General features: G+C 72.1%; 18 protein-coding genes and 1 pseudogene. 13 read left to right on the plus strand and 6 right to left on the minus strand.

All coding sequences use genetic code 11. The features are described 5' to 3' along the window. Positions 1-229 precede the first annotated feature (229 nt). The 8 genes and pseudogenes from ACLJOU_RS37585 to ACLJOU_RS37620 all read left to right on the plus strand — a co-directional run bounded on the left by ACLJOU_RS37585 (position 230) and on the right by ACLJOU_RS37620 (position 6,033). Entirely contained in the window at positions 230-1,051 is an 822-nt protein-coding gene (locus ACLJOU_RS37585; RefSeq protein WP_410574044.1) for an ABC transporter ATP-binding protein, read from the plus strand. Between the two features lie 62 nt (positions 1,052-1,113). Beyond that, on the plus strand, positions 1,114-1,893 hold the full coding sequence (locus ACLJOU_RS37590; RefSeq protein WP_410574045.1) for an enoyl-CoA hydratase/isomerase family protein: 780 nt from the start codon (positions 1,114-1,116) through the stop codon (positions 1,891-1,893). Positions 1,894-1,897: 4 nt separating this feature from the next. Beyond that, complete coding sequence (locus ACLJOU_RS37595) at positions 1,898-2,863, plus strand: class I SAM-dependent methyltransferase (protein ID WP_410574046.1); 966 nt, start codon at positions 1,898-1,900, stop codon at positions 2,861-2,863. A 1-nt stretch (position 2,864) separates the two neighbouring features. Further along, complete coding sequence (locus ACLJOU_RS37600) at positions 2,865-4,025, plus strand: THUMP-like domain-containing protein (protein ID WP_410574047.1); 1,161 nt, start codon at positions 2,865-2,867, stop codon at positions 4,023-4,025. 27 nt (positions 4,026-4,052) lie between these two features. After that, positions 4,053-4,244, plus strand: a pseudogene (locus ACLJOU_RS37605) (HAD family acid phosphatase); the annotation flags it as partial. A 9-nt stretch (positions 4,245-4,253) separates the two neighbouring features. Further along, positions 4,254-4,631 (plus strand): DUF427 domain-containing protein, encoded by a 378-nt coding sequence (locus ACLJOU_RS37610; protein WP_410574048.1) that lies wholly within the window; start codon positions 4,254-4,256, stop codon positions 4,629-4,631. A 16-nt stretch (positions 4,632-4,647) separates the two neighbouring features. Next, on the plus strand, positions 4,648-5,478 hold the full coding sequence (locus tag ACLJOU_RS37615) for a LysR family transcriptional regulator (RefSeq protein ID WP_410574139.1): 831 nt from the start codon (positions 4,648-4,650) through the stop codon (positions 5,476-5,478). Positions 5,479-5,535: 57 nt separating this feature from the next. Next, a complete protein-coding gene (locus ACLJOU_RS37620) occupies positions 5,536-6,033 on the plus strand; it encodes an N-acetyltransferase (protein ID WP_410574049.1) in 498 nt (165 codons plus the stop codon). 91 nt (positions 6,034-6,124) lie between these two features. Here ACLJOU_RS37620 and ACLJOU_RS37625 read toward each other — a convergent pair whose 3' ends face one another. Next, the gene (locus ACLJOU_RS37625) at positions 6,125-6,829 is read right to left on the minus strand and encodes a DUF2306 domain-containing protein (protein WP_410574050.1); all 705 of its coding nucleotides are present in this window, start codon (positions 6,827-6,829) and stop codon (positions 6,125-6,127) included. A 143-nt stretch (positions 6,830-6,972) separates the two neighbouring features. On the opposite strand from ACLJOU_RS37625, the gene ACLJOU_RS37630 reads away from it, so the two are divergent. Further along, a complete protein-coding gene (locus ACLJOU_RS37630; protein ID WP_410574051.1) occupies positions 6,973-7,860 on the plus strand; it encodes a TetR/AcrR family transcriptional regulator C-terminal domain-containing protein in 888 nt (295 codons plus the stop codon). A 10-nt stretch (positions 7,861-7,870) separates the two neighbouring features. Next, the gene (locus tag ACLJOU_RS37635) at positions 7,871-8,389 is read left to right on the plus strand and encodes a GNAT family N-acetyltransferase (protein WP_410574052.1); all 519 of its coding nucleotides are present in this window, start codon (positions 7,871-7,873) and stop codon (positions 8,387-8,389) included. Positions 8,390-8,501: 112 nt separating this feature from the next. Here ACLJOU_RS37635 and ACLJOU_RS37640 read toward each other — a convergent pair whose 3' ends face one another. The 3 genes from ACLJOU_RS37640 to ACLJOU_RS37650 are packed head-to-tail and all read right to left on the minus strand — an operon-like array spanning position 8,502 to position 10,998. Then, a complete protein-coding gene (locus tag ACLJOU_RS37640; RefSeq protein ID WP_410574053.1) occupies positions 8,502-9,944 on the minus strand; it encodes an FAD-dependent monooxygenase in 1,443 nt (480 codons plus the stop codon). 8 nt (positions 9,945-9,952) lie between these two features. Further along, on the minus strand, positions 9,953-10,528 hold the full coding sequence (locus tag ACLJOU_RS37645; RefSeq protein WP_410574054.1) for a PadR family transcriptional regulator: 576 nt from the start codon (positions 10,526-10,528) through the stop codon (positions 9,953-9,955). A gap of 41 nt (positions 10,529-10,569) precedes the next feature. Beyond that, positions 10,570-10,998 (minus strand): MarR family winged helix-turn-helix transcriptional regulator, encoded by a 429-nt coding sequence (locus ACLJOU_RS37650; protein ID WP_410574055.1) that lies wholly within the window; start codon positions 10,996-10,998, stop codon positions 10,570-10,572. A gap of 311 nt (positions 10,999-11,309) precedes the next feature. Between ACLJOU_RS37650 and ACLJOU_RS37655 the strand changes: the two genes are divergently transcribed. Next, positions 11,310-12,467, plus strand: a complete 1,158-nt coding sequence (locus ACLJOU_RS37655) for an MFS transporter (RefSeq protein ID WP_410574056.1) — start codon at positions 11,310-11,312, stop codon at positions 12,465-12,467. Between the two features lie 228 nt (positions 12,468-12,695). On the opposite strand, the gene ACLJOU_RS37660 is transcribed toward ACLJOU_RS37655, so the two are convergent. Beyond that, positions 12,696-14,132 (minus strand): FAD-dependent monooxygenase, encoded by a 1,437-nt coding sequence (locus ACLJOU_RS37660; RefSeq protein ID WP_410574057.1) that lies wholly within the window; start codon positions 14,130-14,132, stop codon positions 12,696-12,698. 255 nt (positions 14,133-14,387) lie between these two features. Here ACLJOU_RS37660 and ACLJOU_RS37665 point away from each other — a divergent pair, with 255 nt between their 5' ends. Both ACLJOU_RS37665 and ACLJOU_RS37670 read left to right on the plus strand, forming a co-directional pair. Continuing rightward, positions 14,388-14,849 (plus strand): GbsR/MarR family transcriptional regulator, encoded by a 462-nt coding sequence (locus ACLJOU_RS37665; protein WP_410574058.1) that lies wholly within the window; start codon positions 14,388-14,390, stop codon positions 14,847-14,849. A gap of 2 nt (positions 14,850-14,851) precedes the next feature. Continuing rightward, positions 14,852-16,048, plus strand: a complete 1,197-nt coding sequence (locus tag ACLJOU_RS37670; RefSeq protein WP_410574059.1) for an FAD-dependent monooxygenase — start codon at positions 14,852-14,854, stop codon at positions 16,046-16,048. 35 nt (positions 16,049-16,083) lie between these two features. Here ACLJOU_RS37670 and ACLJOU_RS37675 read toward each other — a convergent pair whose 3' ends face one another. Further along, a complete protein-coding gene (locus tag ACLJOU_RS37675) occupies positions 16,084-17,175 on the minus strand; it encodes an NlpC/P60 family protein (protein ID WP_410574140.1) in 1,092 nt (363 codons plus the stop codon). Positions 17,176-17,220 lie beyond the last annotated feature (45 nt).

Raw genomic sequence — 17,220 nt, forward strand, 5'->3', positions numbered from 1 at the left:
GTACACCCGGCCGAAGCGACGAGGAGCAGGTCGATGGTGCGACGGCGCCAGAACGAACCCCGGGTGATCCCGGTGGTGGGCGCGTCGGCTGACATGCCCGCGATCCTGCCACAACGACGGCCCCGGCGGCTCTTCCGCGGTGCGGTGTTCCACGTCGTGGACACTTCCCGACCTGCGTGTTCACGCTCTCACCCGGGCGGGTGCGCACGCGCGCGCGACGGCAGACAGAATGGGCCTCGTGAGCGAGCCGATCCAGCCCAGCGAACTTGACGACCTCGTGGTCCGGATGGCCGGTGTCGGCGTCCGCCGGGGGACCAACGACCTCCTCGCCGGCCTCGACTGGACCGTGGAACTGGACGAGCGCTGGGTGGTGCTCGGCCCGAACGGCGCGGGCAAGACCACCCTGCTGCGCCTCGCCGCGGCCGAGCTGCACCCGACCACCGGCGAGGTCGACCTCCTCGGCGAGCGGATCGGCCGGGTCAACATCTTCGACCTGCGCCCGCGCATCGGCTTCACCTCGGCGGCCATCGCCCAGCGCGTGCCGGGCGACGAGCTGGTCAAGGACGTCGTGGTCAGCGCCGGCTACGCGGTGCTCGGCCGCTGGCGTGAGGAATACGACACCCTCGACACCGCCCGCGCGACCGAGCTGCTCGACGCGATGGGCATCGGGCACCTGGCCGAGCGCACCTTCGGCACGCTGTCCGAGGGCGAGCGCAAGCGGGCCCTGATCGCCCGGTCGCTGATGACCGACCCGGAGATGCTGCTGCTCGACGAGCCCGCGGCCGGTCTCGACCTCGGCGGCCGCGAGGACCTGGTCGCGCGGCTGTCGGCCCTGGCCCTCGACCCGGACGCGCCGGCCCTGGTCCTGGTCACCCACCACGTCGAGGAGATCCCGCCGGGGTTCACCCACGCGCTGCTTCTCCGTGACGGCCACGCCGTGGTCGCCGGGCTGGTCGACGACGTCATCACCAGCGAAAACCTGTCGAAGACGTTCGACCAGGACCTCGTGCTCGAGCGTTCCGGGGATCGCTTCTTCGCCCGCCGTCGCTAGGCTGTCCCTACCGACCGGTAGCGTGCTGGCAGATCGTCAACTCGTCAACGAGGAGGATGGGCGTGGGAGAGTTCGTAACCCTGGAGGTCAAGGACGGGGTCGGCACCATCCGGCTCGACCGGCCGCCGGTCAACGCCCTGAACGCCCAGGTCACCGCCGAGCTCGCGGAGCTGGCGAAGGAGGCGACCGAGCGTGACGACGTCCGCGCGGTGATCCTCTACGGCGGCGAGAAGACCTTCGCGGGCGGCGCGGACATCAAGGAGATGGCCACCCGCACCTACCCGGAAATCGCGAAGTTCGGCGCGACCCTCACCGGCACCCTGGCCGCCATCGCGAACATCCCGAAGCCGGTCGTCGCGGCCATCACCGGCTACGCCCTCGGCGGCGGTCTCGAGCTGGCGCTGACCGCGGACCGCCGGGTCGCCGGCGACAACGTCAAGGTCGGCCAGCCCGAGATCCAGCTCGGCGTCATCCCCGGCGCGGGCGGCACCCAGCGCCTGGCCCGGCTGATCGGGCCGAGCAGGACCAAGGACATCGTCTACACCGGACGGTTCGTCAAGGCCGAAGAGGCGCTGGCCCTCGGGATCGTCGACGAGGTCGTCGCCCCGGACGACGTCTACGCGGCCGCGCACAAGTGGGCGTCGCAGTTCGCGAACGGCCCCGCCGTGGCGCTGCGCGCGGCGAAGGCGGCCATCGACGGCGGTCTCGACATGGACCTGCCGAACGCGCTCAAGCTCGAATCGCACCTGTTCGCCGCGCTCTGGGCGACCCAAGACCAGCAGAACGGCATGAAGTCGTTCATCGAAAACGGGCCCGGCAAGGCCACTTTCGAAGGGAAATGACGCCTTGACCGACGTGAACGACCCGGCGCCGAACCCGCACGCCACCGCCGAAGAGGTCCAGGCGGCCTACGCCGACCCCAAGCTGGCGAACGTGCTCTACCACGACTGGGAAGCCGGCACCTACGACGAGAAGTGGTCGATCTCGTACGACGAGCGCTGCATCTCCTACGCCACCGACGTGTTCAACGCCGTCGCGGGCGAGGACGGCCAGCCCTACCAGCACGCGATGGAGCTGGGCAGCGGCACCGGCTTCTTCCTGCTGAACCTGATGCAGGGCGGCGTCGCCAAGAAGGGGTCGGTCACCGACCTTTCGCCCGGCATGGTGCAGGTCGCGCTGCGCAACGCCGAGAAGCTCGGCCTCGACGTCGACGGCCGGGTCGCCGACGCCGAGCGCATCCCCTACGACGACAACACGTTCGACCTGGTGGTCGGGCACGCGGTGCTGCACCACATCCCGGACGTCCAGGCGGCGTTCCGCGAGGTGCTGCGCGTGCTCAAGCCGGGCGGCCGGTTCGTCTTCGCCGGCGAGCCGACCAAGATCGGCGACTTCTACGCCCGCAAGCTCGGCCAGTTCACCTGGTTCCTGACCACCCGCGTGACGAAGCTGCCCGCGCTGCGCGGCTGGCGGCGTCCGCAGTCCGAACTGGACGAATCGTCGCGCGCGGCCGCTCTGGAAGCCGTGGTCGACATCCACACGTTCGACCCGTCCGAGCTGGAGTCGTGGGCCCGCGGCGCGGGGGCCCAGGACGTCCGCGCGGTGACCGAGGAGTTCGCCGCCGCGCTGGCCGGCTGGCCGATCCGGACGTTCGAGGCCGCCGTGCCGCCGGAAAAGCTCACCGTGCGCTGGCGGATGTTCGCCTACCACCTGTGGCTGCGGCTGTCCGCCGTGGACAAGAAGGTGCTGGCGAAGGTCCTGCCGCGCGAGCTGTTCTACAACGTCATGATCACCGGGACCAAGCGGCCGTCCTGAGTTGGGTTATTCGTTCAGTCTCGGCGACGTCGCCTACCTGCGGTCCGCCGCGGGTGGGGCGGCGCTCGCCGAGGTTTCGGCCCTGTCGCTGACCGACCGGATCACGTCCGTCGCGGCCGTCCGCCGTCTCGTGGGCGAGGAGCGCGCGGCCGCGGTGCTGGAAACCGTGCTGCTGCGCCGGAAAGCCGTCGGCAAGCTGTCCGGGGTGGACTGGTTGTTCACCTCCGACGCGCTCCAGCAGGCGAGCGCGTCGATCGTGGCGCGGCACCGGGCGCTGCGGCTGGCCGGGCTCGACGTCCACGACGTCACGTGTTCGGTGGGCGCCGACCTGGTCGAGATCGCGCGGGTGGCGCGGTCGGCCCTGGGGTCCGATGTGGACCCGGTGCGGCTGGAGATGGCGCGGCACAACGGTCTGGCCGCGGGGGTCGGCTTCGGGCTGGCACGGGCCGACGCGCTGCGGCCGGTGAGCCGGTCCGGGGTCGTCGTCGCCGATCCCGCCCGGCGTGATTCCGCGGGACGCCGGGCGTGGAAACCCGCCGACTTCGCTCCACCGCTGGACGGGCTGGTCGAGGCGTACCCGGGACGAGCGTTGTCCGTGAAGTGCGCGCCCGGCCTCGACTTCGCGCTCACGCCGTGGGCCGAGGAGGTCGAGCTGGTGTCCCTGGACGGTCAGGTCCGGGAGTCGTGCCTCTGGCGCGGCCTCGGCACCGGCGTGACCCGCCGGGCCACCGTGCTGCGCTCGGACGGAACACGGTGGACGGTCACGGACGCGGAACCGGACGAACTGCCGGTGCGGGAGCCGGGGGAGTGGATCGTCGACCCCGACGGCGCCGTCGTGCGCGCGGGACTGGTCCGGCACTATGCGGCGCGGCACGGGCTGTGGCAACTGGACGAACGCATCGCGTACCTGACCGGTGACGTTCCGCCGCCCGGCGTGCGGGCTTTCCGCGTCCTGGAGCGGGGACCGTACAGTGAAAAGGCACTGAAGGCCCTCCTCAAGCGGCACGACGTCGGGCGGCTGGAAATCCTGGTGCGGGGCCTGGACGTCGACCCGGACGCGCTGCGCCGGCGGCTGAAGCCCCGCGGTGGTGCCGAAGCGTCGGTGGTCCTCACGCGCATCGGGCGCTCTCCGGTGGCTTTCCTGTGTCGCGCGGAGAAGTGAACGGGAACCTTCGAGGGGTGGAACTCCCGGTCGGGCACGTGGGCGCCCATCGAGGCCACGGGTGCCAAAATCGTGCTGAACCTCGGTGACCAGGTCAGCGACCTCGAAGGCGGCTACGCCCTGCGTCCGGTCAAATTGCCGAACCCGATGTACTACCTGGCCCGATCGCGGAATATCGGCCGGGCCCGGCGTGCTGCTCTCTGTACACAGGACTCTTAGGGAGCTGACATGGCGAAGCAGGTTCTTCAGCCGGGCCCGGACCACCCGATCACCGTCGAGCCCACGAAGGCCCGTGTGGTCGTCAAGGCGGGCGGGCGCGTCGTCGCCGACAGCCGCAAGGCGCTCACGCTGCAGGAAGCGTCCTACCCGGCGGTCCAGTACATCCCGCTGGCGGACGTGGACGCGAGCGTGCTGGAGCGGACCGACCACGAGACGTACTGCCCGTACAAGGGCGAGGCCGGCTACTACACGCTGAACGCCGGTGACGTGAAGGGCGAGAACGCGGTCTGGACGTACGAGAAGCCGTACGACGCGGTCGCGCCGATCAAGGACCACGTCGCGTTCTACCCGAACGTGGTGGACTCGATCGAGCTGGTCGAGGACTGAGCTGGACCTCGACCTGCTGCGGACGTTCCTGGCCGTCCACCGGGCCGGTTCACTGACCGGCGCGGCACCGTCACTGGGCCTGTCCCAGCCGACGGTGACCGCGCAGGTCAGGGCCCTGGAGGAGCAACTGGGCCGGCAACTGTTCGTCCGCCGCGCCCGCGGCGTGACCCCGACTTCAGCCGCCGACGAGCTGGCGGCCCGGATCGCCCCGCACATCGACGCGCTGGCGGACGTCACGCCCGGGCGGCCCGACCCGTTCGCGACACCGGTGCACCTGGCCGGGCCCACGGAACTGACCACGGCTCGCGTCCTGCCCGCACTGGCCGGCCTGGTGGCCCGCGGACTCCGCCTGCGGGTGACGTTCGGCCTGGCCGACGACCTGCTGGCGGGCCTGACGCAGCGGCGCTTCGACCTGGTGGTCTCGACGATCCGCCCCCGCGGCCGCGGCTTCACGGCCACCCCGCTGACCGACGAGGAGTTCGTCCTGGTCGGTCCGCGCGCGTTTTCCGGCGACCCGCGGACCGCGCCGCTGGTGGCGTACGCGGAGGACCTGCCGATCATCCGCCGCTACTGGCGGTCGGTACTGGGCACGCGCCCGCCCGCGGCGCCCGCGGTGGTCGTCCCGGACCTGCGCGCAGTGCTGGCATGCGTACGGGCGGGTTTCGGCGTGAGCGTGCTGCCGCGGTACCTCTGCGCGGCCGAGCTGGCCTCGGGGGAGGTGGTGGCGCTGCTGGAGCCGGAAGAGCCACCGATCAACACGCTGTACGTCGTCAGCCGGACCGAACCGTGCCGCCCGGGGCCCGCGGCGGTGCGGGACGCCCTGCTCGCGGACGCCGGCCGGTGGTGACTCAGTCCGCGATGATCTTCGCGGGCCACGGAGACCGGCTGTGTAGCCTCGGCGGCTATGAGTTGGCTGCCCGAGGACTTCGTCCACCCCGTCCACACGCCCGTGCCCGGCACCGCACTTCACCTGCGGCCGATCCGGGAGGCCGACACTGCTCTCGATTACCCCGCCGTGATGGGTTCCCGGGAGCGCTTGTGGAGCATCTTCGGTCCGGCCTGGTCCTGGCCCAAGGAGACGATGACCTACGAAGAGGACCGCCTCGACCTGCTGCGGCACGAGAAGGAGATAGCCGCGCACCAGTCGTTCAACTACGCGCTGCTGGACGAGGCGGAGACCGCGATCCTGGGCTGTGTGTACATCGACCCGCCCGAGCGCACGGGTTCCGACGGCGAAGTGTCCTGGTGGGTGGTGGACGACCTCGTCGGCAGCGACGTGGAGCGTGCGCTCGACGCGCTGGTGCCGCAGTGGATCGCCGCCGACTGGCCGTTCCGCGAGCCCCGCTTCCTGGGTCGCGACATCAGCTGGCAGGAGTGGCTCGCGTTGCCGCGCACTCCGTGACACGTCCGACGCGGTAGCCGAGCCGTACCCCCGTGGCGTTCCGCTCATCGTTGTGCGGCCGCGCCCGGTGCCCGGCCACAGGCCGGCCGGGCTACGCCGGCGACGGTGCGTTGCGGCGGCGCGGGCGGCGACCGAGCCACCACTCGGCGACCAGCAGCGGGAGCACCCACCCGGTCCACGTCGTGATCCCGGCGATCGCCTGGCCCAGCGCGACTTCGCTGCCGCCGAACGTCGTGCCCAGCTGCGGTGTCAGCACGATGGCCCAGACGACGCCCCAGATCCGGTTGCTGATGATCGACATGCACAGCGCGAAGCTGCGGACCATCCAGCGGCGGTGGTCGCCGAACCGGCGCGCCCGCGCCATCCGGTAGCCCTGCACGGTGCAGCCGAACCACAGGAGCGCCAGCAGGACGTTCGACACGGCGCCGACCGGCCCGAACGGCGCCGCGAGCGCGATGACGAAGCCGGCGATCGACGCGGGGATCGCGCCGGCGAAGACGTACACCCGGCCGGTGCGGCGGTGCACCGCCGGGTGCTTCTGCCGCAGCCACGGCCAGATCTGCAGCGCGCAGGTCACCATGGCGACGGTCGCGAAGCCGATGTGCGTGACCAGCACCGGGTAGTACCAGCCGGTGGGCGCCGGGATCCGCGACCGGGCCGGGTCGAGCCCGAGGTACGGCGGAAGCGAGAACACCAGGAAGGCCGTGACGAGCAGGCCCAGCGGTAAGACCCACGGGCGTCGCCACCACGGTGTCGCGACGCGGACTGCCGAAGTCGCCTGTTCAGTTGCCGTCATGTTGCCCCCTAGTTCCATACGGTGTATCCGGACCGTATGGACCGGGGGAGCTGAACGACAACAATGACGGGAACTAATAGGGGAGTACCCTGAAACTGTTCTACCACTGATCGGCAACTGTTCTAGTACGGATCGGGGATTTCGTGGCCGAGGCGCCCTACTTGCGGATCGCGGCGGACCTGCGTCGCCGGATCACCGCGGGCGAGCTGCGGCCGGGCGATCGCGTCCCGTCGACCCGCGCGCTGGTCCGCGAGTGGGGTGTCGCGATGGCGACCGCGGCGAAGGCCCTGTCCGCGCTGGGCGAGCAGGGCTGGGTGCGCGCGGTGCCGGGCAGCGGCACGGTCGTGGCCGACCGGACGCCCGCCAAGCCGCCCCTCGGCCGGGACACCCTGGTACGCGCGGCCATCGCGCTGGCCGACGCCGAGGGCCTCGCGGCGCTGTCGATGCGGCGGCTGGCGGCGGAGCTCGGCGTGGGCCCGATGGCGTTGTACCGGCACGTCCCGGACAAGGACGAGCTGCTGCGGCTGATGGCCGACGTGGCACTCGGGGAGGCGGAGCTGCCGGAACCGGGCCCGGAGCCGTGGCGGCGACGCCTCGAGCTCGCCGCCCGCGCGCAGTGGCGGGCGTACCGCCGTCACCCGTGGCTGGCGCCGATCCTGCTCAATTCGCTGGTCCGCCCGCCGATAGTGGCGGCGGGCCTGCGGCTGGTCGACTGGTCGTTGCGCGCGCTGGCCGGCACCGGCTTGAAGCGGCGGGCGAAGCTGCAAGTGATCATGACACTGAACGGCTGGGTCGGCGGCCTCGCGGTGAGCAACGCGTTCGAGGTCCAGGCGGAGCAGGACACGGGCATCACGGGCGACCAGCGCCTGCAGGCGGACATGGCGCTGCTGACCCGGTTCCTCGAATCGGGCCGGTTCCCCACGCTGACCGAGGTGATGACCGGCGTCGAGAACGTCGACCTCGACGAGGCGTTCGAGTTCGGGCTGCAGCGCCAGCTCGACGGCATCGCCGCCCTGGTGGCCCGCCACTAGAGTGGCACCGGTGCTGATCACCACGGAACGGCTCACGCTGCACGCGTGGTCGGAAGACTGCTACGACGGCTTGTTCGCGTTGGCCCAGCTCCCCCAAACGGTTCGCTACGTGGGAACGGGGGAGCCGTGGAGCCCCGAGTACACACTGGCCAAGCACCGCGCGACGCTGTCCCATTGGGCGGAGCACGGTTTCGGCTGGTTCGCGATATCGGTGGCGCCGGGTTCGTTCGACGGAGTGGTGTCCCTGGTCAGCCGCAGCGCAACGGAGTCGGGCCTGGGCCGCCCGGCGGTGGAAATGGGCTGGTGGATAGCCCCATCGTCCTGGGGCCACGGTTACGCAACGGAAGCCACGACGGCGATCCGCGACCGGGCATTCGAGTCGGGCTGGACGGACCGCTTGCTGGCGGTGTTCGAACCGGCGAACAAGCCGTCGGCCCGGGTGGTGGCGAAACTCGGATTCACGGTGCACAGCAAGTTCATCCTGGACGGCCGGGTGGAGCAACGGGCGGTCCTGGAACGCCCTCGCTGAGGATTGTCCACAGGGCGCCCGGCCTGTGGAGAACTCGTCGGCCCGACGGCGCAGCACCTCGTCGCAACCACGCCCGGGGCGGGGAAGCTCCCGGCCTCCCCGCCCCCGGCGATCACGCGGACACCGGCACCGGGACATCGCCCACCCACCGATGCACCGCCTCCGCCAGTCCCGCATCGCCCGAGCCCATCGTGCCCACCCAAGCCGCGTGCCCGTCCGGTCGCAGCAACACCGCCTCGACGTCCGAAATGGACGGACTCGAAGCCGCGACCACCGCCACCCCGGGCGACCAGGCGGCGAACGAGCCCGTCAGATCCACCAGCACCGGCCGACCGGCGTGCAGCAGGGCCGCCAGGTGCGTCTCCGCCCCCGCAACCCGCAGCGGCACATCCGGAACCAGCCGTCCCAGCCAGGGGTGACCGCCCGGCTCGTAGCACGCGTCCAAGCCCGTGATGATTTCCGCCAGCGCCCGCTTCCCCGCCGGGTGGGCCGCCACGCGCCGCATCAGGTCCGCCCATGGCTCCGCCGCTTGCTCCTCCAGGGCCACCTGGGCCCGCGTGTTCGCCAGGATGCGCGCACCCGCCGCGTGCCGCTCGTCGTGGTAGGTGTCCAGGAGGCTTTCCGGGGCCGTTCCCCGTACCGTTGCCGCGAGTTTCCAGCCCAGGTTGAACGCGTCGTCGAGGGCGACGTTCACGCCGATCGCCCCCGCCGGCGGGTGGATGTGGGCCGCGTCGCCCGCCAGCAAGACCCGGCCTTCGCGGTAGCGCGAGGCCAAGCGCGCCGCGTCGCCGAAGCGGCTCAGCCAGCGGGGCGCGCGCAGCTCGACGTGGCGGCCGAGCACCGCGTCCACCTGCGCCTGCAACCGTTCGAGCGTGACCGGTGTGTCCTTGTCCTTCGGCGGGTCGTCCTCCCGGACCACGATCCGGACGTACCCCGGCCGCGGGATCACGAACAGGCTCCGGCCGTCCGGACCCGCCGAAGGACCGTACGGCAGGTCGCATTCGACGTCGCCGAGCAGCGCGTACCAGCGCGCGTCGACGCCAGGGAAGTCGATGCCCGCCTGCTTGCGGACCGTGCTGCGGCCGCCGTCGCAGCCGACGAGGAAGCGTGCCCGGATCGTCCGGCCGAAGCGTCCATTGTGGACCACCGCGGTGACGTCGTCCGCGGACTGGGTGAACGAGCGCAGGTCGTGACCGCGCAGGATTTCGGCGCCGAGTTCGAGCGCCCGCGCCTCCAGGACTTCTTCGACGCGGGTCTGCGGGATGCCCAGCGAGAACGGGTGGTCCGTCGCCGCGCCGTCGAGCAGCAGCGGGCCGGGGAGGCCGGTCACCGGCGCGTGCGGCACCCGGTGCCCTTCGGCCACCAGCCCCTCGGCCAGGCCACGGCGGGCCAGCAGGTCCAGCGCCCGCGCGTTCAGGTTGAAGCCGCGGCAGTACGGCGGGCGCTCCGGCAGGCGTTCGACGACCGTGGTGCGGACGCCGGCCAGCGCGAGTTCCGCGGCGAGCAGCAGGCCGGCCGGACCGGCGCCGGCGACGAGGACATCGGGATCGGACACGGTTCCCCTCAGAAGTTTTCGGGCCACGGCAGCGACCCGGAGCGGATTTCGGCGACGGTGCGGCGCGCCCAGTCGAGCTCCGCCTGCCAGGCGTGCCGGACGAACTCGACCTCGATCATGAACAGCCGCGGCGCGCCCTGACCGACGGTTTCGGCCAGCGCGGTGTCCGCGCCGCCGATGCGTTCGGCGAGGTGGCGCGCGCGTTCCTCCAGGGCGTCGGCGGCGCGTTCCGGGCCGAGCGCGCCGAGGTAGCTCACCGCGGCGACGAACTTCGGGTACTCCGCGACCGGCTCGCGCACCAGTTCGTCGAGCCAGGCGACGAACTCCTGACGGCCGAGTTCGGTGTGCGCGTAGACGGTCCGCTCCGGCCGGTTGCCCTCGCGGACCGTCTCGACGGGCTCGATCCAGCGGTGCTTGGCCAGGGCCTCCACCGTGTCGTAGAGCGAACCGGGATTGATCTTGAACGTCGAGCCCTTGTGGCGCTCGCGCAGCGTGGACGCCATTTCGTACGGGTGCATCGGGCGTTCCAGCAGCAGGCCGAGCAGGGCGAGCGCGAGGGTGTTGCGGATCTTGCGAGGCGGCACTAGTCGCTCCCTATTAGTCGGAAGCGACTATACGACACTCGTCAAGCCAAGTTGCCGACACAGTTGCGCAGCAGTTCCGTCAGGGAGCGCCGCTGGTCGGCCGGCAAAGTGCCGAGCATCTGCTCTTCGACCTGCGTGACCAGGTCTTCGGCGGCGTCCAGCCGGGCACGGCCGGACGGCGTCAGCGTGACGGGCCGGGCGCGGCCGGACGGCGCCTGCTCGGCGACGGCGACCAGCCCGGCCGACTGCAGGCCGCCCAGGACGTCCCGCAGCGACTGCCTCGTGACGAACGTGATCCGCGCGAGTTCCGCCGACGACGCCCCGGGGTGGTCGTCGAGCGCGCGCAGCACGGCGTACTGCGACATCGACAGTCCGAGGGGGCGCAGCCGCTCGGTGCAGACCTGGTTCAGGGCCTGCTGGGCGCGTTTGATCAGGTAGCCGGGCCGATCGCCGGTCGGGGCGGAACTCATGACAGGAACCTTACGCAACTGATCCGCCCCGAAAGGTGATAGGAGGCGTGTTCTCCCGTCAGTGGCGGAACAGTGTCGCGTTCGTCCACTGGACGTAGGTGAGGTCGACATGGCAGGTCAGGCCTCGCGGTGTCCACTTCGGACACGTCGGGACACGCAAGTCCTGGTCGGCGCCCGCGAACCGGTCGTGGCGCGAAGACCTCACCGGCCACCGTAGGCGAGCGAGCGGGCCTTGTGCGGCTGTCCGGAAGACGATTTGCCTGGACTCGAACGGTTGCCGCGCCCGAGCCCATGATCCGTAAGGTGACGGGATGACTGGGGAACTGAAACGCGCTCGACTGGGGGTTTCCGTCGTTTTCGCGGTGTGCGGCGCCGCGTTCGCGACCTGGCTGGCCCGCGTCCCCGCGGTGCAGGAGCGGCTCGGGTTGAGCACCGGCGAGCTGGCGACCGGGCTCTTCGGCCTCGCCGCCGGATCGGTGCTCGCGTTGCTCGCCGCGGGCGCCCTGCTCACGAGGATCGGCAGCCGCGCAGCCGTCGTGCTCGGGGCGGTCGTGCTGTGCGCGGGGCTGCCGTTGGTCGCGCTCGCGTGGTCCGCGCCGGTGTTCTTCGCCGCGCTCGTCGTGCTCGGCGTCGGGAACAGTCTGCTCGACGTCGCCATGAACGCCCACGCGGCCCGCGTCGAGGACGGCTACGGGCGCCCGATCTTCGCCGGTTTCCACGCGTTCTGGAACATCGGCGGCCTCGCGGGCTCGGGCGTCGACGCGCTGATGGAGGCCATGCACGTTCCCGTGTCCGTTCACTTCCCGGTGGCCGGCGCGGTGCTGCTCGCGCTGGCAATGTGGGCGGCCGGCACCCGGTTCCTCGGCGGTGCCGACCGCGGGCAGGGCGACGCGGCCTTCGCCTGGCCGAGCCGGGTGCTGGTGCCGCTGGGCGTGCTCGCCTTCTGCGGGTTCGTCGCCGAAGGCGCGGTCAACAGCTGGAGCGCGGTGTACCTCGCCGACGTCACCGGCGCGACGCCCGCGCTCGCCTCGCTCGGCTACTTCGCCTTCTCCGGGACGATGATCGCGGTCCGCCTGGTCGCCGACCGCGTGGTGGCGCGGACGGGCGCGGTCCGGTTCGTCCGCGTGGCGGCCGCGGTCGCGGTGCTCGGCTTCGCCGTGGTCCTCGTGGCGCCGTGGCCGGTCGCCGGGGTCGTCGGCTTCGCGGTCGTCGGGCTCGGCGTGGCCGGGATCGTGCCGGTCGCGTGGAGCGTGGCGAGCCGGAAGCAGGCGGACGCACCGGGCCGCGCGGTCGCCGCCGTCGCGGCCTGCGGGTACCTGGGGTTCCTGGTGGAACCGGTGCTCGTGGGTGCGCTCGCCACCCGCGTCGGCCTGCACTGGGCGCTGTCGTCGGCGGTCGTGGTCACCTTCGGGATCGTCTTTCTCGCGCCGTCGCTGCGGGTCCGGGAACCGGCGGGAAGGCGTTCGTGACGGACAGCTCGACGGCGTTCAACGCGTGCATCGGACGCTTGGAGACCTGACCGGCAACCGCATCGGCTTCGACGCGATGCGGTTGCCGCAAATCGGCCAGACGTTCGCCGCCGACGCTGTGCCGCAGCGCTCGATTCGATCGGCGAGTACTTCGGGGTGTCGGCCGGGCTGGGCGATGCCGGGGTGATCGGCGCCTCGGCATCGCCTACGCCCGCCGTGCCGGAGGCCTCACCGGAGAGGTGAGCCGAACCAGCGGGCGAGCTGCTCGTCGAGGTCCCGTTGGGCGTCGCCGACCCAGGCGACGTGACCGTCCGGGCGCAGCAAGAGGGCGGGGACGTCGAGGGCCGCGGTGGGATCCGCGAGAACGTCGACCCGGTCGGACCAGCCCCCGGCTGTCAGGCTTCCGGTGCGGTCCAGCAGCAGGCCGCGGCCGCGGTGCAGCCGGTCGTAGAGGCGGCCGTGCTCGACGTCGATGTCGCGCAGGCGGCGGCCGAGCAGGTCGGGGCCCTCGCCGAAGTCGTAGCGGAGGTCGATCGCCGTGATCTTGCCGATCAGGTGGCGGTTGACCTCGTCGAAGTCCATCAGTTCGGCGAGCAGCCGCCGGAGGGCCTGCGCGCCTGGTTCGTTCGACGACAACGCCATCTGGGCCCGCGTGTTGTCCAATACGGCGTCGGCGACCGGACGGCGTTCGGCCTGGTAGGTGTCCAGCAGGCCCTCCGGCGCCCAGCCGCGGACCTGAGCGGCCAGCTTCCAGCCGAGGTTGAAGGCGTCCTGGACGCCGAGGTTCAGGCCCTGCCCGCCGGTGGGCGGGTGGATGTGCGCCGCGTCGCCGGCCAGCAGCACCCGTCCGGACCGGTACCGCTCGGCCAGCCGGGTGGCGTCCCCGAAGCGGGACAGCCGGCGCGGGGAGTGCGCGCCGAAGTCGGTCCCGGCGATCGCCCGGAGCTGTTGCCGGAAATCGTCCAGGGTCGGCGCTACCGCACGATCGCCGACGTTGGCAGCGGGGACGACGACGCTGTAGACGCCCTCGCCGAAGGGCCTCAGCCAGAACCGCGTGGGGGTTTCCCCGACTTCGGCCACCCGGGCGGCGATCTCCGCGGGCGGCGCCGCGAATTCCATCTCGCCCATCAGCGTGTCGGTTCGCGAGGGCTCGCCGGGGAAGCCGATGCCGCTCAGTTTGCGCACCGCGCTGCGCCCGCCGTCGCAGCCGACGAGATAGCGCGTCCGCAGTCGTTCGCCGTCGGCCAGCCCGACGGTCACGCCCTCGTGGTCTTGCTCGAAATCGACCACGGCGCACCCGTGCCGGACTTCGGCACCCAGGTCGGTCGCGTGTTCCTCGAGGAGCCGCACGATGACCGGCTGCGGGATGCCCAGCAGGTAGGCGTGCGCGGAATCCAGGCCCGGGGGCGGGGGCTTGGGGATGGCGGCGAAGAACCCGCCGGCCGGACGCTGCCGTCCGTGCCGGAGCAGGCGGTCCAGCAGCCCGCGCATGGCCATCAGCTCGAGGCTGCGGATGTGCAGCCCGACTATCCGGACGAAGGACGCGGGCTCGGTGTCCTGTTCCAGGACGAGGACCCGCACGTCGTGCCGCCGCAGTTCGGCGGCCAGGGTCGCGCCGGTCGGGCCGCACCCGGCGATGATGACGTCGTAGGGCGAAGAGTCCATGGTGGTGCCTTTCGGGAGTACCTCGGCGCTCCCGGCGACACCTACGTCAATCGCCCGGCCGTGACTGGCGGGGGAGCACCCACATCGATCCAGCGGTCATGGGTCTCACCTCCTCGGGTGGTGTCACGGACCCCCGCAAGCTACAAGCCCGCCCGGGCCGGCGTCCACCGCTTTTGCCGCGAACGCGACCACGGGGTTGCGACGACTAGTTAGTTCAGAACATACTGAACTAACTAGTCCGAGGAGGTGGCTCGCGTGGCGGACCGTGAGCAGGTGCTCGACTGGGTCGAGCGAATGGCGATGTTCTGCGCCGACGAATACGGGGTGCCGCCGATCGCCGGCCGCATCCTCGGCTGGCTGATGATCTGCGACCCGCCCGAGCAGTCGGCGGGGCAGATCGCGGCGGCGATCGGGGCGAGCAAGGCGTCGCTGGCCACGAACATGCGGGTGCTGACGGACGCGCGATTCGTGCGGCGGCGCACCCGGCCGGGTGCGCGGACGAGCTACTACCGCGTGGACGACGACGCGTGGGAAACGGTGATCCGGCGACGCGTCGCCGGCCTGACCGAGTTCCGCGACCTCGCCGCCGACGGCATCGGCCTGGCCGGGACCGGCAGCGGCCGCGCCGAGCGGCTGCGCGTGGCGCACGACGTCTACGCCTGGATGGCCGAACTCCTGACGAACACACCACGACCTGCGACGCGGAAGGCGGAATGACCATGGGGACCCGGACAGCGGTGATCGCCGGTGGCGGGATCGGCGGCCTCGCCGCGGCAATCGGCCTGCGGCGGGCCGGGTGGACCGTCACCGTCCTGGAACGGTCGGCCGAACCCGGCGAGGTCGGCGCGGGCTGGTCGTTCGCCCCGAACGCGGTCCGCGCGGCGGACGCGCTGGGCGTGGGCGAACAGTTCCGCGCGGTCTCGGTGCCGACCGAGGCCGGAGCCACGCTCCGCACCCCGGACGGCCGCTACCTGATGCGGTTCCGGCCGGGGCGGGACACGCCGCTGCTGGCCAACCACCGCGCCGACCTGCACCGGGTGCTGGCCGCCCAGTTGCCGGACGGCGTGGTGCAGCCGGCCGCCGAGGTGGCCGTGGTCGAGCAGTCCGGTCACGGTGTGACCGTCGGCTACCGGACCCCGGGCGGGCCGGCGACGGCACAGGCCGACCTGCTCGTCGGGGCGGACGGGATCCGCAGCGCGGTCCGCCGGGCGGTGTGGCCGGACGCTCCCGCTCCGGTCTTCCAGCGGATCCTCTGCTGGCGCGGGGTCACCGAACCGGGTGCGGGGTGGCCGGCCGACGGGTTCACCGGGTTCCAGACCTGGGGACGCGGCGCCCGGTTCGGCGCGCACCCGCTCACCCGGCAGCGGGTGTTCTGGTTCCTGACCGTCCGCCAGGGCGAGCCCGGCCTGCGCTACGCCGACGACCTCGCCGAGGTCCGCGCCCGCGTCGGTGGCTGGCACGACCCGATCCCGGACCTGCTGGCCGGGACGCCGGCGGCGTCCGTGCTGCGCCACGACATCTTCGACCTCGATCCGCTGCCGTCCTACGTGGACGGTCGGGTGGCGCTGCTCGGCGACGCCGCCCACGCGATGACGCCGTTCCTCGCCCAGGGCGCGTGCCAGGCCCTCGAAGACGCGACCGTCCTGGCCGCCGGACTCGCCGACGCCACCGACGTCCCGGCCGCTCTGGCGCGCTACGACCACATCCGGCGGCCCCGCGGCCGGATGGTGGCCCGGATGGCCAGGCAGGACCCGAAGATCAGCCTGTCCACCAGCCCGGTCACGTACGGCCTGATGACCCGCCTGACCCACCTCGCCGGCGGCGGCGTGGCCGCGCGCAAGGCCGCCCGGCTCTGGGACTGGACGGCGCCCACCATCGGCGAGCCCACCATCGGCGAGCCCGCCGGCAAGAGCTGACCGCCGGGCCCCTGGACGGTCGAGGCCGAAGCCGCTCAGGCGGTCGGGCGGCCGGCTCCGGCGTAGTCGTCGCCCTCGCGGCGGTAGGAGTGGACCTGGACCGCCTGGCCGGTCTGGGGTGCGTCGATCATCTGCTGGTTGCCGATGTAGAGACCGACGTGGTGGATCTTCGTCGCCGGCTCTCCGTAGAAGATCAGGTCGCCCAGCTGTGGGTCGGTCACGTGCGGCACGCTGCGGAACTGCGTGTCGGCCGTGCGCATCAGCTTGATCCCCGCGCTTCCGTACGCCGCCGTCGTCAGGCCCGAGCAGTCGAAGCCCGGGTCGTTGCCGCCGGTGCCGTTGCCGCCCCAGATGTACGGGAGGCCGATCTTGTCGATCGCGAAGTTCACCGCGCTCAGCACCGCCGGGTTCGGCGCCGCGGAGCCCTGGCCGACCGTCCCGTAGACGTTGACCGTGGCCAGCGTCCGGTGCAGGAACAGTGGCGCCGGCTGCAGCGTGGCGACCGCGTTCCACCAGACCTGGCCCTGTGACAGGTCGTGGCCGTCGGCGCACAGCGCACGGCCCGTGGTCAACGCGGCGTCGTCGATGTTCTGGACATCGGGCTTCCCGCCGGACGCGCTCGCCTGGTACTTGCCCCAGATCGCCGGCGACAGCTGCATCGGCCCGGCGGCGTTCGGCGTCGAGACGACCTTGTTGTAGAAGTCGCGGACCTCGATCGTGCCGAGCGGCTTGTCCAGGACGCCGGTGGTGCCGAGTTGCCCGCCCCGCGCGCGGCCGTGGTCCGTGGTCACTTTTCCGACCGCGGCCAGCGTGACCCAGGAAAGGTGGCACCCGGGGAGGTCCTTGGTCAGTTTCGTCGTCGCCTTCGCGTAGCCGACCATCGCCCGCAGCGGGACGTCGAGCCACTGGCTGGTCTTGGACGCCCAGGCGTCGAACTCGCTCGCCTCGGGCAGCTTCGGCGGCGCCGAGGTCTGCGGCGGTGTCGTGGCCGGCGGCCGGGACGCCGTCGGCTGGACCGTGGTCGACGACGTGGCCGCGGCGTTCTGGGTCTCCTGCTGCTTCGGCGCGAGCAGGATGCCGGCCACCAGGGCGCCCGCGACGACGACCACCGCCGCGATCACCACCACGGGCTTCCGGCGGCGGGGTGCGGGCGTCTCGGTCGGGACGACCTC

The sequence above is a fragment of the Amycolatopsis sp. cmx-4-61 genome (assembly GCF_046548775.1).
Lineage (GTDB): Bacteria > Actinomycetota > Actinomycetes > Mycobacteriales > Pseudonocardiaceae > Amycolatopsis.

Bases quoted from the DNA above. Each gene is read 5' to 3' on its own strand.
- ACLJOU_RS37660 (WP_410574057.1), bottom strand. From the start codon at position 14,132: ATGGACTCTTCGCCCTACGACGTCATCATCGCCGGGTGCGGCCCGACC.
- ACLJOU_RS37610 (WP_410574048.1), top strand. From the start codon at position 4,254: ATGGCGAAGCAGGTTCTTCAGCCGGGCCCGGACCACCCGATCACCGTC.
- ACLJOU_RS37625 (WP_410574050.1), bottom strand. From the start codon at position 6,829: ATGACGGCAACTGAACAGGCGACTTCGGCAGTCCGCGTCGCGACACCG.
- ACLJOU_RS37585 (WP_410574044.1), top strand. From the start codon at position 230: ATGGGCCTCGTGAGCGAGCCGATCCAGCCCAGCGAACTTGACGACCTC.
- ACLJOU_RS37670 (WP_410574059.1), top strand. From the start codon at position 14,852: ATGGGGACCCGGACAGCGGTGATCGCCGGTGGCGGGATCGGCGGCCTC.
- ACLJOU_RS37620 (WP_410574049.1), top strand. From the start codon at position 5,536: ATGAGTTGGCTGCCCGAGGACTTCGTCCACCCCGTCCACACGCCCGTG.
- ACLJOU_RS37650 (WP_410574055.1), bottom strand. From the start codon at position 10,998: ATGAGTTCCGCCCCGACCGGCGATCGGCCCGGCTACCTGATCAAACGC.
- ACLJOU_RS37655 (WP_410574056.1), top strand. From the start codon at position 11,310: ATGACTGGGGAACTGAAACGCGCTCGACTGGGGGTTTCCGTCGTTTTC.